A 14402-nucleotide genomic window follows, 5' to 3' on the forward strand; every position below is an offset into this window, starting at 1 on the left:
ACAGCAAAATGGACGATGCAGCTTTTATAGAAAGGGGCGCCCTGCAGCCCAAACCGGCTTTCAGGGCGTCCCTTTACAACACCTCGGTGATGTGCGGCATATGTTCGCCAAGCCAGGCGATCGCCGCCTCCAGCGTCGGAAACTCTTTCGTTTCAAACGTCATTTCGTTTTGCAGCAGCCAGACGTCTTTCGCCTCATGATACGGGCCGGCAACTGACCAATGAAGCAAGCTGTACGGATCGTTTTCATGGGTGAACGACACCCATGTTTTTTGCTTCGCCGCCTTTGCGAGCTGCTCTAGCTTACCGTTCATGGCCAGATTTCACCTCAACAAGCGGCATATGACCATTCAACGTTTGCCCTGGGCTTTTGAGCTGAAAAACGGTCGTTCCCGGCTTGACGTCAATCGTCATCGCTTCATCAAAAAAGATGAGGCGCGACCGTTCCACGAGCACCGGCATGAAATTCGTCTCGACGACGACATCATCTTCATCCGCCTTGTCGACAAGCCATAGCGCCGGCACGCCGTCGACCAAACAGCCGCAGCCGTCCGTGTCAAACGCCAGCTTTAACTGCCGTTCGGATTGCGCTACAATAGAGGCAAGCGCCCGTTTGGCTGCATCCGTAAACGTGATCGATACACTCATGCCTGACTCCTTTTTCCTTATTGATTTTCCTTTTCATTTTACCTGCCAACACGCGAAACTGTCAAAGCAAAGGAGGAACAAGCGATGGCAAACGTGCAAATCAAAGTGAATGACAACGGTTCGCTGCGCGTCACCGGCGATGTGGAACTGCTCGATGGAGAAGGAAAGCCGTTTGTGACGAAACAAACGTTTTCGCTCTGTCGGTGCGGGCTGTCGAACAATAAACCGTTTTGTGACGGTTCACATAAAGGCCGATTCCAATCGGTCGTCCGCGCCCCGTCGCCGGAATCGAGCGAATCGTAACGAACGGCCGTTTCTTCCCAGCCAACAGGCAAGGACGTCTTTGCACAAGTTTCATAACGGACGGTGAAATCGATGAATGAACGTTGGCTGCAAAAACAAGCGCGCAACTGCCTGCGGCATTACGGCTACGATGATGACATGATGCCGCTTGACGAAGACGACTGGCGCGAGCTTTGCACCCGCATTGCCGCCGCCAAAGAGAGGCAGCCAAACGCGGACATCTATGAACTTGTCCATGACGCAGTCTACCGGTTCATCGCCGGTTCTTGACCCGACTTGTGTCAAATGCCCCTAATGAGAAAGAAAAGCGGCGCTGCGATTGTGAAAGGGTGTCCCACAGGCTCGGGACACCCTCTCGTATTCCATAGACGCAAAACGATCAAACAACATGACCGTTTTCGACCAGCTTCTTTGACTTACTTTTGGAAAAACGCCCGTTTCGCCACCTTTTCCACCAAACCCGGCGCAAGGCGATACAGCCGGCTGCCGAGATCCATCCAGCGCGGCATGTTCACTTCGCGCGTTGGCGTCATCATCGCGGCAACAACGCGCTTCGCCACCGCCTCCGGCCTTAACATCCAACGCGAGACATTGCGCACATACTCTCCCGATTCATCAGCGGTCGAAAAAAAGTTTGTCTCCACCGGCCCCGGATTGACGGTCGTGACAAAAATGCCAAAGCGCCCCGCCTCGAGGCGGAGGCTGTCGGTAAAGCCAACGACCGCGTGTTTCGTCGCGGAATAGACGCTCGACTTCGGCGTCGCGATTTTGCCGGCTTGCGACGCAATGTTGATAATATGGCCGCTTCCTCTCTCTTTCATATGAGAATACACCGCCTTCGTGCAGGCGATGAGGCCGAAGACGTTGACGGCAAACATCCTCTCCATTTCATCCAAGTCGATGTCCTCGACATAGCGAAAGACGCCAAACCCGGCGTTGTTGACCAACACATCGATCGCGCCAAGGTCCGCAATGAGCTGGGAAACGACCGCCTCGATCATGCCGCGGTCGCTGACATCAAGCGATGCATACGGGGCGCGAATGCCGGTTTGCGCTTCGATCCGCGCGCTCGCTTCTTTCAGCCTTTCTTCACTGCGCGCCAAGAGCACCGGCACCGCCCCTTGGCGCGCCGCTTCATAGGCGATTTGCTCGCCAATTCCTCCCGACGCTCCGGTAATGACGACATGGCGCCCCTTCAGCCGCACACCGACACCCCCGCCGCTTCGTAAACGTATCGGCCGGCTTCCTGTTTTTTCGTCACATACCCGTTCGCCTCGAGATAATCAAGCTGGCCGATTGTCTCCGACATCGTCAGCATGAGCTGGCGTTCGTAAGCCGTTGGGAACAGCTTTTGACAAACGTCAAACACCGTATGCGGGCGTTCTTTCACCATTTCGAGCACCCGCTCGGCGCGCTGGCGCTGCTTACCCAGCCGCTCGCGAACGAGCGCCGGAATATCGGTCGCATCGTCGCCATGGCCGTTTAGCGAGCGAACGATATCGTATTGCAGCATTTTTTGCAGCGACTCGTTGTACTGCAACAACGGTTTCGGCCGTCCCGTCTCCCCTTCCGCCGGCGGCTCCATCATTGGATTCGGGGAAATATGAACAAGCAAATGATCGCCGCCGATCAGCAACCCATCCGCCTCGCGGTAGAGGGCGATATGGCTTTGCGCATGCCCCGGTGTTTCGATGACCTGCCACCCGGGCATCCCCGGCACCGCGTCCCCTTCCGTCACCATGATGTCAAGCCCGCGCCGGCTTGCGTAGCGAAGCGATCCGCCTTCTTTGGACAGCTGACTGAACAAACGGCGGTCGACGCCGCATTCCGTAAAAAATTCCTGAAAAAATTGGACGTACCGCTCCATAAACGAACGTTCACGGCGCAAAAACGGATCCGCTTTCGGATGGCCGATGATCGGCGCATGCGGAAAATAATCAAGCAAGCCGACATGATCCGGATGATGGTGAGTAATGACGATTTGTTCAATATCCTCTGGCGCATAACCGACCTCGCCAAGCTGCTTCACAAACAGCTGCCATGCTTCCTCTGTTTTCACTCCGGCATCGACCAGTGTCAACCGATCGCCGGCGATCACGTACATATGCACATCGCCGACCGGAAACGGCGTCGGCACCGTGATCCGATACACTCGTTCCTCGTTCATTGCGTTCCCTTCTTTCCTCAAGTTCATGAACCATCCCGTTCGAACCGTCTCATCAGTCAAAATGAATAGTTATTCATTATATTTTATTTTACAGTTTACACCGATTTCATCCATTTGTCATGCCTTTTTCTTCCGCACGACGAAATTGCAAAAAAATTCGCTCTCCTCTCTTGACAACAGCGCCTGTCCCGCGGCATAATGACTAATAACATCACGGATACGGCAAACCGGCGATGAACAGGGCCAGTAAACCGCAAACGGCACCAGAGAGCGAAGCCCGCGGCTGGAAGGCTTTGCGGCCCTCTTTGCGGTTGAACCTACCCTAGGAGCTGTTAGGCCAACCTAAACGCCTCCCCGGCGTTATCGGGGCAGAGTCGGGCCTGTTTGGCGCTTGGGCCAAATCGGGCCAAAAAAGGTGGTACCGCGGAAACGAAGGTTTTCCGTCCTTTTGCAGGACGGGAAACCTTTTTCTTTTGGATGGATACACCAAGGCAAGGAGGAGTGGAATGATGAACAACGAACGAACGATCGCGCTCATCGGCGCCGGCTCGATGGCGGAAGCGCTCATCGCCGGCATGACGAAAGCGTTTTGCCATCCGGCGCACATTGTCGTTGCCAACCGACAAAACCGCGCTCGGCTCGAGGAGCTGGCGCGCCAATACGGTGTTTGCACGGCGGGTTGCGCGCAAGAAGCCGTCAAACAAGCGGATATCGTCATTTTGGCGATGAAGCCGAAAGATGTCGTCGAAGCGATGAACGCCATCGCACCGACCCTCCGCGCCCATCAGCTCATTCTTTCACTGCTCGCCGGCATCACGACCGAGACGATCGAACGGCTCGCCGGACGCAACATCCCTGTCGTGCGCGCCATGCCAAACACATCCGCCGCCGTCGGCTTATCGGCGACCGCGATCGCCGGCGGCCGCTTCGCCGCGAAAGAACATCTTGAGGTCGCCAAACAGCTGTTTGAAACGGTCGGCATCGTCGCTGTTGTGCCGGAGAAGGACTTGCATGCGGTCACCGGCCTGTCCGGAAGCGGTCCGGCGTATTTGTATTACTTGGTCGAAGCGATGGAAAAAGCGGCGGCCGACATCGGCCTTGAGCGAGATGTCGCCAAACGGCTCATTTTGCAAACGATCATCGGCGCAGCCGAGATGCTAAAAGCGTCCGACAAGCACCCATCCGTCCTGCGCCGTGAAGTCACGAGCCCAGGCGGCACGACCGAAGCCGGCATTGGCGTGCTTGAGCAATACCGGTTCCAAGAAGCGGTCATCGCCTGCATCCGCCGGGCGACGGCCCGCTCCGAAGAGCTCGGCAGCGCTCTTCTCGCTGCCATCGCCGAAGCGTAAAGAGCGGACCTCCGGAGCGCGCCGCTCCTTTTCCCGCCTAGCCCGAACACGGCGACAATCCGTTTTATTTTGCTTTTGATAAGCAGCGTGCTATCATTCAGTCATGAACCATTCATTGGCCTAGAAAGGAGCTGCTTGTCATGAACACGATGCTGTTTTCGCCGTATACAATCCGCGGGCTGACGCTGAAAAACCGAATTGTCATGTCGCCGATGTGCATGTATTCGTGCGACACGAAAGACGGCGCCGTACGCACGTGGCATAAAATCCACTACCCGGCTCGCGCTGTCGGCCAAGTCGGCTTGATTATCGTTGAAGCGACCGGCGTGACGCCGCAAGGCCGCATTTCTGAACGCGACTTAGGCATTTGGAGCGATGACCATATCGCCGGGCTTCGCGAACTCGTTGGGCTTGTGAAAGAGCATGGAGCGGCCATCGGCATCCAGCTTGCCCATGCGGGGAGAAAATCGCAAGTGCCGGGAGAGATCATCGCTCCGTCAGCCGTCCCGTTTGATGATTCGTCGCCGACGCCAAAAGAAATGACGAAAGCCGACATTGAAGAAACGGTGCAAGCGTTCCAAAACGGCGCACGGCGCGCGAAGGAAGCCGGCTTTGACGTTATTGAAATCCATGCCGCCCACGGCTACCTCATTAACGAATTTTTATCGCCTCTCTCCAACCGGCGCCAAGACGAGTACGGCGGCTCTCCGGAAAACCGTTACCGTTTCTTGAGCGACGTGATCGACGCTGTCCGCGAGGTGTGGGACGGACCGCTTTTTGTCCGCATCTCGGCGTCGGACTACCATCCGGACGGGCTGACGGCCAAAGACTATGTCCCATACGCCAAGCGGATGAAAGAACAAGGAGTCGACCTCGTCGATGTCAGCTCCGGCGCCGTCGTGCCGGCGCGCATGAACGTCTATCCCGGCTACCAAGTGCCATTTGCCGAACTGATCCGCCGTGAAGCGGACATCCCGACCGGCGCTGTCGGCCTCATTACGTCCGGCTGGCAAGCGGAAGAAATTTTGCAAAACGGCCGCGCCGATCTCGTCTTTTTGGGGCGCGAGCTGCTGCGCAACCCGTATTGGCCATACGCCGCGGCGAGAGAGCTGGGCGCAAAAATCTCGGCGCCCGTCCAATATGAGCGCGGCTGGCGGTTTTAACCGCGCGGGATCGAAAACGAGGCGAAATCAACGGCGAGCTCGGTGTTCGGAAACACGCTGCGCGCCTCGGCGACGAGCTGCAGCGCCGCCGCACCTTGGTAGCGAGAGCTGATATGGGTCAAAATAAGCCGCTTCGCCCCGGCCCGCCTCGCCACCTCGGCTGCGTCTGTGGTCGTGGAATGGAAATAGTCACGGGCCAGCCGCTGTTCCGCCGCGGCAAACGTCGCCTCGTGGACGACGACATCGGCATCGCGGGCGAGTTCAATCGCCGCTTCGCAAAAACGGGTGTCGCCCAACACGGCGACGATTCTCCCCTTTTGCGGCGGCCCGACAAATTCGCGCCCGTCGATGACCGTGCCGTCATCCAGCACGACCGTTTTTCCTTGCTTAATTTCTTGATAAATCGGGCCGGGGCGGACGCCGAGTGCTTGCAATCGCTCGACCAAGAGCGGGCCGGGCAAATCTTTTTCAACGACGCGGAAACCGTATGACGGCATGCCGTGATCGAGCCGTTTGGCGATGACGGAAAACCGTTCATCGTCAAAAATGACGCCCTCATCGATCTCCACAATGTTCAGTTCATACCGGAGCTTTGTCCCGCTGACGGCAAGGGCCGTTTCGACAAACGCGCGAATGCCTTTTGGACCGAAGACCGTAAGCGGCGTCTCGCCGCTTTGGAACGAGCGACTGCCAAGCAGCCCAGGTAGACCGAACAGATGATCGCCATGCAAGTGCGTAATAAAAATATGCTCGATGCGGCGCGGGCGAATGGCGGTATGCAAAATTTGATGCTGCGTCGCTTCGCCGCAGTCAAACAGCCATGTCGCCCCCCGCTCGTCAAGCAGCTGCAGGGCGACGGACGATACGTTGCGCTCTTTGGCCGGCACGCCGGCACCCGTGCCTAAAAACAACAGTTCCAACGCGCTTCACTCCTTTTTCTCGCTCAACATTGCCTGTTGTTAGCGTACCAATGTCAAAACGGCTTTTCAACTTTCTTTTGCGCTCAAAAACGCCGGGTTGGCGCCCGGCTCTTTCATGAACATAAAACGCTTTGCCGCCGGAATGCAACAAAGTGTTTGCGTTCCGACCGGCAAACCTCTACAATGGTTTCATTGAAGAGACAAATTTGGCTAAAGCGAGGTACATACGGTGGACAACATGAACCCGAAATCGATCATCGTCATTTTCGGAGCGACGGGAGATTTGGCGAAACGGAAACTGTTTCCGTCCCTTTACCGCTTGTATGAAAAAGGGCATTTGCATGAGCAGTTCGCTGTCGTCGGCGTCGCGCGCCGCCCGTTGTCGGCCGAAGAGTTCCGGAATTATGTGCGCGACTCGGTCGAAACGGCGTTTCACCAAAAGCTCGCCGACGGCCGATTCACCTCCCATTTCTATTACCATCCGTTCGACGTGACGGAAGCCGAGTCGTACCAGCGCTTAAAGTCGCTCCTCGAACAGCTCGACGGCACATACGAGACCGAAGGCAACCGCATCTTTTATTTGGCAATGGCGCCGGAATTTTTCGGCACCGTTACTTCCCGCTTGCAGTCGGAAGGATTGACGGAAACGCGCGGCTTTAAGCGGCTCGTCATCGAAAAGCCGTTCGGGCATGACTTGGCGAGCGCCGAGAAGCTGAATGACGAGATTCGCCGCGTCTTTTCCGAGCGGGAAATCTACCGGATCGACCATTATCTTGGCAAAGAAATGGTGCAAAACATCGAGGTCATCCGCTTTTCAAACGCCATTTTCGAGCCGCTTTGGAACAACCGGTTCATCGCCAACATTCAAATCACATCGAGCGAAACGCTCGGCGTCGAAGACCGCGGCCGCTACTACGACCATTCCGGGGCGCTGCGCGACATGGTGCAAAACCATATGCTGCAAATGGTCGCTCTGTTGGCAATGGAACCGCCGATCAAATTAACGACCGATGACATCCGCCATGAAAAAGTGAAAGTGTTGCGCGCCTTGCGCCCGATTGCGCACGATGAAGTCGACCGCTATTTCGTGCGCGGCCAATACGGGCGCGGGGTGATCCACGGCAAAAACGTGCCGGCGTATCGCGAGGAGCCGAACGTCGATCCGGACTCGAACACGGAAACGTTCGTCGCTGGAAAACTCCTGATCGACAACTTCCGTTGGGCTGGCGTGCCGTTTTACATTCGCACCGGCAAACGGATGGCGGAAAAATCGACGAAAATCGTCGTCCAATTTAAAGATGTACCGATGAACTTGTATTACCGGACGAATGAGACGATCGCCCCGAACTTGCTCGTCATCCACATCCAGCCGGACGAAGGGATCACCCTTCATTTAAACGGCAAAAAAACCGGGGAATCGACGACCATAACAGCTCCATTTCAACTCGACTATTGCAACAACTGCATCGACGGGATCAACACGCCGGAAGCATACGAAAAGCTGCTGTACGACTGCATGCGCGGCGATGCGACAAACTTCACCCATTGGGATGAGGTAGCAGCGTCATGGCAATTTGTCGACCCGATTTCTGAGGTGTGGGCGAACACAAAAGCTTCCGACTTTCCGAACTACGCGGCTGGCTCCATGGGCCCGGCGGCCGCGGACGAGCTGCTCAAAAAAGACGGCTTCCACTGGTGGCCGATCGAGCATCCGCGTTCGTAAAGACGCGATGACCCGCCTGTTGCGCCTATCGCGTCCTCTTTGACAAACCAACATGGGGCGCTTGCCCCTTTATCCCTCATGCAAAGGAGCGAATGAACGATGAAGGTGTATGACGTCACCGCCCCGATTTACGAGGGCATGCCCGTGTATAAAAACAAACCAGAAAAACAACCGAAACGCACAACGATCACCAACGGCTATGTGACCGAATCGCGCATTGACATGGACGTGCACACCGGCACGCACATTGACGCCCCCCTCCATATGGTCGAAGGCGGGGCGACGTTTGAAACGATTCCATTGAACGACCTCGTCGGCCCGTGCAAGCTGTTCGATTTGACGCATGTCAACGACCGGATCACGAAAGACGACATCGCGCATCTTGACATTCAAGAAGGCGACTTTGTGTTGTTCAAAACGAAAAATTCGTTCGAAGACGCGTTCCATTTCGAGTTTATTTTCGTCGCCGAAGACGCGGCTCGTTATTTGGCCGACAAACAAATCCGCGGCGTCGGCATCGATGCGCTCGGCATCGAACGGGCGCAAGAAGGCCACCCGACTCATAAAACGCTGTTTTCGGACGGCGTCATCATCATCGAAGGGTTGCGGCTGAAAGACGTCCCCGAAGGACGCTATTTCATGGTCGCCGCCCCGCTCAAACTCGTCGGCACCGACGCCGCTCCGGCGCGCGTCTTGCTGTTTGACCGCGAGCCGTAAAAACAGCCGGTCCCTTGATGGGACCGATTTTTTTCATTCTCATTCAAGAAGACCCCATGTCTATGTGTGAACGGGGCAAGAGGGCGTTCAACGTCCGTTCTCATATCGTTGCTGACCACACATGTTTCTTGCTGGACAAAAAATCATACGATTTTTAATGATTGATTCAACACAAACATAAGTATAAAAAGCGTTCTCGAAAGGAGTGAACGCATCGATGGAGAAGGGGAATGTTTCTGCTCAACCATCGCCTATCGTCATGAAAGCGACAAGCAAACTGTCTAGCCGAGGGCAAGTGGTCATTCCTGCTGAAATCAGGAAAACATGAGGCCTTGCTGAAGGCGACGATCTTACGTTTATTGTAAATGAAGATGGGGAAATCAAAGTGGAAGTCACGAAGAAATATCGCTTGTCACAATTAATCGGCATTCTCAAAACCAATCAGCCGTTCCGCCCCGTTGAGGAAATCCGAGATGAAGTATATCGTACGATGGGAGCAAAAGAATTGAAAGACGGGGAGGAAAACTAAGTGGCTCGCAAATATTTGAAACGATTGAACATTCGCCACGGCCGCCCTAAAGACTGGTAAAAAGGCGGGGCTTCCCCGCCTCTTTTTACAGCTCTTCCCCGTTCGTGCGAATGATGCGCTGGAACCAATAAAAACTTTTTTTCTTATAGCGCTTCAAATCGCGCAAGTTCTCGTCGTCGCGGTTGACGAAAATGACGCCGTAGCGCTTGCGCATCTCCCCTTGCGAGCTTAATAGATCCGTCGCCCCCCACATCAAATAGCCGATCACCTCGACCCCTTCTTCCATGGCCATCTTCATTTGTTCGATATGGCGGCGCAAATAGTCGATCCGCTCATCATCTTCGACCGTGCCGTCCTCATTCAGCTCCTCCTCAAGCCCGATGCCGTTTTCGGTGATGAAAATCGGCATTTCGTAACGGGCGTACACGTCTTTTAAGGCAATCCGCAAACCGATCGGATCGATCGCCCAGCCCCATTTCGTCTTTGGCAAATAGGGATTCGGTTCAAGCCCTTTGATGATCCGCTCATCCTGTTCCTGATGGCGGACGATTTGGCTTTGATAGTAGCTGAACGACAAAAAGTCGACCGTCTGCGAACGGAGCAACTCCTCATCCCCCGCTTCGAGCGGCAGGCAGATTCCTTTTTTCTCAAGCCGGTTGGTCACATAACGCGGATAGGCGCCGCGGGCAAACACATCAAAGAAGAAATCAATGAACAGCTCTTTCGCCTGCACGTTCGCCAAAGCGTCTTCCGGCCGGCATGTCGCCGGATACGTCGTCAAATACGTCACCATCCCGCCGATCTTCGCCTCGGGAGCGATTTCGCGCAGCGCCTTCACGGCTTTCGCGTGGGCGATGAACACATTATGACAGACGCAGTAGGCAAACGCTTCCGGGTCTTCGTCTTCCGGGCAGATCGCCCCCCATAAATGCGGTTGTTCGAGCACTAAATTTTGTTCGTTGAACGTCAGCCAATAGTTCACTTTCCCGCGGTAACGCTCAAATATGGTGCGCGCGTACCGCTCAAACAAGTCGACGACTTTCCGCGAGGCAAAGCCGTTGTACGTTTTCGCCAACGCCAGCGGCAAATCAAAATGGTACAGCGTAATGACCGGCTCGATGCCGTTCGCTCTCAATTCATCAAACACGGCGTCATAAAACGCCAAGCCCGCTTCATTCGGCTCCCCTTCCCCGTCCGGAAAAATGCGCGTCCAAGCGATGCTCGTCCGGTAGGCGGTAAAGCCGAGCTCCTTGAACAAAGCGATGTCTTCTTTGTAGCGATGGTAAAAATCGACCGCCACTTTCCAGTCGGAATGCCCTTTTGGAATCGGGCGCGCATCAACGATCGACAGCCCTTTGCCGCCTTCGTTCCACGCCCCTTCCGTCTGAAACGACGTCACCGCCCCGCCCCATAAAAAGTTGTCGGGGATGATCGATTTACGCTGTTGTGACATGGAAAGACCCTCCTATCTGTGAACAGACGTGTTTAAGTGATTGAACGCCTTGGAAAATTCACCCTTGGGCATCATCCTCATTATGACATATTTGCTTCTTTTTGAACGCTCTCCCACCTACGCTCACGCTTAGAGGTGGGAGATTCTTGAACACCCGCCCTAAGGCAGGATTGTCAACCAAGCCATCCCCGTGCGTCCCACGGTTTAGTGGTCTTGCCAAAACAGCAAACGAAGCCCTTCCTGCAAAATAGTTCGGGCGGCGTTATGGTCCCGTCATGTTCGGCTCCGCCGTTTGGGCACATCCACTGACGGATGTCGAGCGATTTCACCTCAACCTGCCGATGCCCGCAACACGAGCACAATTGTCAAGAGGGAGATCGATGGCGAATAACGATTCATCCCCCACTTACGCTCACGCGTGGAAGTGGGGGGGCTTCTCGGTTTAGGATGATAAAACTAGACGGGCGGAGGTACGAGCCCGTCTAGACGTTGTGAAAACTGTTTCATGCGCTTTGGAGAAGCACCAACGCTCCCAGCAATGGCAATTTTATTGAGACAGTTTTTGCTTAATCAAATAATGGTTCGTAGCCACTTTTCGATACGTGAAGATCATTCCATCATCTCCAGCCGTTGCGAGCAACGCTTCAGATGACAAATCGGCGATTTTCGTTCCTGTTGCCCGGTTATAAATGGCACGGCTGGTGATGATATATTGACGGCTCGCCGCCCGCAGCGGCTCCGGAAATTCAGCGGCCACCAATGCGCCGGGCTGGGCTGGATTGATGCGCGCCTTTCCGTAAAAAATCTCCCCGCCGTTCATAAAAAAGGCATCATCCCCTCCAGGGAAGGACAATAGTTGCGAAACATGCCAATCGGAAAGCCGCACCGCATACAGATCATGATCCGATGTTCCTTCCTGTCCGACATACAATACATTTTGTTTTTCGTCATACCCAATCAACGGATTGATGAATACCTTTGGGATTCGCCATTGTTTTTTCGTCTTCATATCATAAACGGCAATCGATCCCGTCAACGTGCGGCTATTGTCCGTGAAGAAAATTTTCCCGTCCCCGATCGCCAATGAACGCGGAGCAGCGATCAGCGGCACCGTTCCAAGAAACCGCATTGTTTTGGCGTCGTATTTTGATCGACAATGTGCTCGCTTCAATAAATAATAACATCCCCTTTTCCGTGAGCGCATAAATATACCCATTTTGATCATCCATGACCCAATCGAGCGCGCGCCCAGGAAGCTGTTGCGTACGCGGTCCGGCCGCTTCCGCTTTAGCGGAAGGAAACACATGGAAAAGACAGATAAACAAGAAGAGACAAAATAAAAAACCTTTCCTAAATGTTGTTCCCATTCCAATCCCCCGTCAAACGATGATTTCTAATTCCTTATACATTCCTTGCGCATAGCATAGCTCAAACAATCGAGCACCGACATTTGACCATTCCTTATCCATCCTCAATATCCATGATAGCCCACCGTCGATCATCACTTCAAGCTCTTTTTGCCATACGCACCCCATTCGGCTGCATACACCAACCGCCGCCGATCACGAACAGCGGCCATCGCTTTGCTGTCTAATACATTTTCATGCTTTCCATTTTGAACCTCCTTTCCCCCGAACGGTCAAACAAATATAATGAAAACGGAACTCTCAATAGAAACAAGTGGGGTGAGGCAAAGTTGAACATTTTGCTCATTGAAGATGATGTGACGTTGTTTCAAGAAATCAAAGCACGTTTGGAACAATGGTCGTACGACGTTTGCGGCATCCGCGATTTCGGTTGTGTGATGGAAGAGTTTTCTGCTTGCAAGCCGCACTTGGTGATCATCGACATCCAGCTGCCGAAATTTGACGGGTTCCACTGGTGCCGCCAGATTCGTGCTCATTCGAACGTCCCGATTTTGTTTTTATCATCGCGCGACCACCCGACTGATATGGTCATGTCGATGCAGCTTGGGGCTGATGATTACATCCAAAAGCCGTTTCATTTCGATGTGCTGATCGCCAAAATCCAAGCGCTGCTCCGCCGCGTGTACAACTACAATGCCGGGCCCGTTCAGCTGCAAACATGGTGCGGGGCAACGGTCGACTATGAAAAAAGCACAGTCTCAAATGAACACGGAACAGTGGAGCTGACGAAAAACGAGCTGTTGATTTTGAAACATTTATTGGCCAAGAAAAACCAGATCGTTGCTCGGACGGAGCTGATCAAACGGCTATGGGAAGACGAACGGTTTGTCAGCGACAACACGCTGACCGTCAACGTCAACCGCCTGCGGAAAAAACTGGACGAACTCGGTTTGGGCCGCTTCATTGAAACGAAAGTTGGGCAAGGCTATATGGCTACGGAAGAAGGGAGCCACTGATGATCAAAGACTATTTGTGGGAACGAAAAAGCTGGATGGCCCTCTTTCTCTTTCTGGAGCTGTTCATCCTGTTTGTCGCTTATCTGGATCCGACGATTCCGCTCTCCTCCATCCTTTACATCGTCTTTTTAACGACTATCATCTTTGTTGTCTTTGTCATCATCCGTTGGAAAAAAGAAACGGCATTTTATCAACGTTTGCAAGAGTGGGAGCGCGGCCTCGATCCCGTCTCTGCCCTGCGGGCGGCAAGCCCACTGGAGAAGATCGTCGAACGCGTCCTCGCCAGCCAAACGGACCAATGGAAACAGGAACTGAAAGAACACCTCGCCACGTTGGAACAAGAGAAAGATGAACTGTTGTCATGGATTCACGAAATGAAAACGCCGCTGACGGCCATGCGGCTCATCATCGAACGGGTCGGGGACGAAAACACGAAAGCGCAACTCTTGTACGAATGGCTGCGCATTCATCTGCTTCTTGATCAGCAACTTCATCAACGACGGCTTCCACACATGGAAAACGACTTATATATCGAACAAGTCGAGCTTGAGCCGCTTCTCATCAATGAGATTAAACCGCTGCAATCGTGGTGTATGCAAAAAGGCATCGGCTTTGACCTTCAATTGGACGTCCGCTCCGTCCTGAGCGATGCCAAATGGCTTTCTTTTATCATCCGGCAAATCATCACGAATGCGGTGAAATACAGCGAGTCATCTGACATTGTCGTGAAAAGCTTTATGAAAAACGGCCATGTCCGCTTGCAAATTCAAGATTTCGGCTTGGGCATTGATCCAAAGGACTTGCCGCGCATTTTCGAGAAAGGATTCACCTCCACCACCGAACACCAAAATGAAGCGGCGACGGGGATGGGGCTGTATTTGGCGAAAAAAGCCGCCAAACCGCTTCTTCTTGACTTTCATGTCGAATCCACGCCCGGGCGCGGAACGACATTTACGATCATATTTCCGCAAGAAAATGACATCATCCGCACGCACCGCATGTGACGATTTTGTCACACGCGGTTTCGTTTTGTTCGGCCAAACGCAGG

Annotated in this window: 16 protein-coding genes; 9 read left to right on the plus strand and 7 right to left on the minus strand. The window is 54.0% G+C overall.

Going from position 1 to position 14402, the window contains the following annotated elements; translation table 11 throughout:
* Nucleotides 1-73: 73 nt before the first annotated feature.
* Nucleotides 74-313, minus strand: a complete 240-nt coding sequence (locus GYMC52_RS11670) for a YqkC family protein (protein ID WP_012820668.1) — start codon at nucleotides 311-313, stop codon at nucleotides 74-76.
* Nucleotides 303-647: an iron-sulfur cluster biosynthesis family protein gene (locus tag GYMC52_RS11675; protein ID WP_012820667.1), complete on the minus strand. Its 345-nt coding sequence runs from the start codon at nucleotides 645-647 to the stop codon at nucleotides 303-305. The genes GYMC52_RS11670 and GYMC52_RS11675 overlap by 11 nt, the downstream gene beginning before the upstream one ends.
* 84 nt (nucleotides 648-731) lie before the next feature.
* Between GYMC52_RS11675 and GYMC52_RS11680 the strand changes: the two genes are divergently transcribed.
* Together GYMC52_RS11680 and GYMC52_RS11685 are read left to right on the plus strand one after the other, a co-directional pair.
* Nucleotides 732-950, plus strand: coding sequence for a CDGSH iron-sulfur domain-containing protein (locus tag GYMC52_RS11680; RefSeq protein WP_012820666.1), 219 nt, complete (start codon nucleotides 732-734; stop codon nucleotides 948-950).
* Between the two features lie 72 nt (nucleotides 951-1022).
* Entirely contained in the window at nucleotides 1023-1220 is a 198-nt protein-coding gene (locus GYMC52_RS11685; protein WP_012820665.1) for a YqzH family protein, read from the plus strand.
* A 146-nt stretch (nucleotides 1221-1366) separates the two neighbouring features.
* On the opposite strand, the gene GYMC52_RS11690 is transcribed toward GYMC52_RS11685, so the two are convergent.
* Both GYMC52_RS11690 and GYMC52_RS11695 read right to left on the minus strand, forming a co-directional pair.
* Nucleotides 1367-2155: an SDR family NAD(P)-dependent oxidoreductase gene (locus GYMC52_RS11690; RefSeq protein WP_012820664.1), complete on the minus strand. Its 789-nt coding sequence runs from the start codon at nucleotides 2153-2155 to the stop codon at nucleotides 1367-1369.
* Nucleotides 2146-3117: an MBL fold metallo-hydrolase gene (locus GYMC52_RS11695; RefSeq protein WP_012820663.1), complete on the minus strand. Its 972-nt coding sequence runs from the start codon at nucleotides 3115-3117 to the stop codon at nucleotides 2146-2148. Before GYMC52_RS11695 ends, GYMC52_RS11690 begins: the two co-directional genes overlap by 10 nt.
* Before the next feature lie 509 nt (nucleotides 3118-3626).
* On the opposite strand from GYMC52_RS11695, the gene proI reads away from it, so the two are divergent.
* Nucleotides 3627-4466, plus strand: a complete 840-nt coding sequence (gene proI, locus GYMC52_RS11700) for a pyrroline-5-carboxylate reductase ProI (protein ID WP_013524147.1) — start codon at nucleotides 3627-3629, stop codon at nucleotides 4464-4466.
* Between the two features lie 140 nt (nucleotides 4467-4606).
* Nucleotides 4607-5629, plus strand: a complete 1023-nt coding sequence (gene namA, locus GYMC52_RS11705; protein ID WP_012820661.1) for an NADPH dehydrogenase NamA — start codon at nucleotides 4607-4609, stop codon at nucleotides 5627-5629.
* On the opposite strand, the gene rnz is transcribed toward namA, so the two are convergent.
* On the minus strand, nucleotides 5626-6549 hold the full coding sequence (gene rnz / locus GYMC52_RS11710) for a ribonuclease Z (RefSeq protein WP_012820660.1): 924 nt from the start codon (nucleotides 6547-6549) through the stop codon (nucleotides 5626-5628). The genes namA and rnz overlap by 4 nt on opposite strands.
* A gap of 238 nt (nucleotides 6550-6787) precedes the next feature.
* Here rnz and zwf point away from each other — a divergent pair, with 238 nt between their 5' ends.
* The 3 genes from zwf (at nucleotide 6788) to GYMC52_RS20030 (ending at nucleotide 9518) form a co-directional block, all read left to right on the plus strand.
* A complete protein-coding gene (gene zwf, locus GYMC52_RS11715) occupies nucleotides 6788-8272 on the plus strand; it encodes a glucose-6-phosphate dehydrogenase (protein ID WP_012820659.1) in 1485 nt (494 codons plus the stop codon).
* A gap of 99 nt (nucleotides 8273-8371) precedes the next feature.
* Entirely contained in the window at nucleotides 8372-8989 is a 618-nt protein-coding gene (locus GYMC52_RS11720) for a cyclase family protein (protein ID WP_012820658.1), read from the plus strand.
* A 385-nt stretch (nucleotides 8990-9374) separates the two neighbouring features.
* Nucleotides 9375-9518, plus strand: coding sequence for a hypothetical protein (locus tag GYMC52_RS20030; RefSeq protein WP_013524149.1), 144 nt, complete (start codon nucleotides 9375-9377; stop codon nucleotides 9516-9518).
* Nucleotides 9519-9603: 85 nt separating this feature from the next.
* On the opposite strand, the gene GYMC52_RS11730 is transcribed toward GYMC52_RS20030, so the two are convergent.
* Together GYMC52_RS11730 and GYMC52_RS11735 are read right to left on the minus strand one after the other, a co-directional pair.
* Nucleotides 9604-10971, minus strand: a complete 1368-nt coding sequence (locus GYMC52_RS11730) for a glycoside hydrolase family 1 protein (RefSeq protein ID WP_012820657.1) — start codon at nucleotides 10969-10971, stop codon at nucleotides 9604-9606.
* A 547-nt stretch (nucleotides 10972-11518) separates the two neighbouring features.
* A complete protein-coding gene (locus tag GYMC52_RS11735) occupies nucleotides 11519-12100 on the minus strand; it encodes a hypothetical protein (RefSeq protein ID WP_013524150.1) in 582 nt (193 codons plus the stop codon).
* Nucleotides 12101-12667: 567 nt separating this feature from the next.
* On the opposite strand from GYMC52_RS11735, the gene GYMC52_RS11740 reads away from it, so the two are divergent.
* Together GYMC52_RS11740 and GYMC52_RS11745 are read left to right on the plus strand one after the other, a co-directional pair.
* Entirely contained in the window at nucleotides 12668-13354 is a 687-nt protein-coding gene (locus tag GYMC52_RS11740) for a response regulator transcription factor (RefSeq protein ID WP_012820655.1), read from the plus strand.
* Nucleotides 13354-14358 (plus strand): sensor histidine kinase, encoded by a 1005-nt coding sequence (locus tag GYMC52_RS11745; RefSeq protein WP_012820654.1) that lies wholly within the window; start codon nucleotides 13354-13356, stop codon nucleotides 14356-14358. The genes GYMC52_RS11740 and GYMC52_RS11745 overlap by 1 nt, the downstream gene beginning before the upstream one ends.
* Nucleotides 14359-14402 lie beyond the last annotated feature (44 nt).

Origin of the sequence: Geobacillus sp. Y412MC52 (assembly GCF_000174795.2) — a bacterium.
Classification (GTDB): Bacteria; Bacillota; Bacilli; order Bacillales; family Anoxybacillaceae; genus Geobacillus; species Geobacillus thermoleovorans.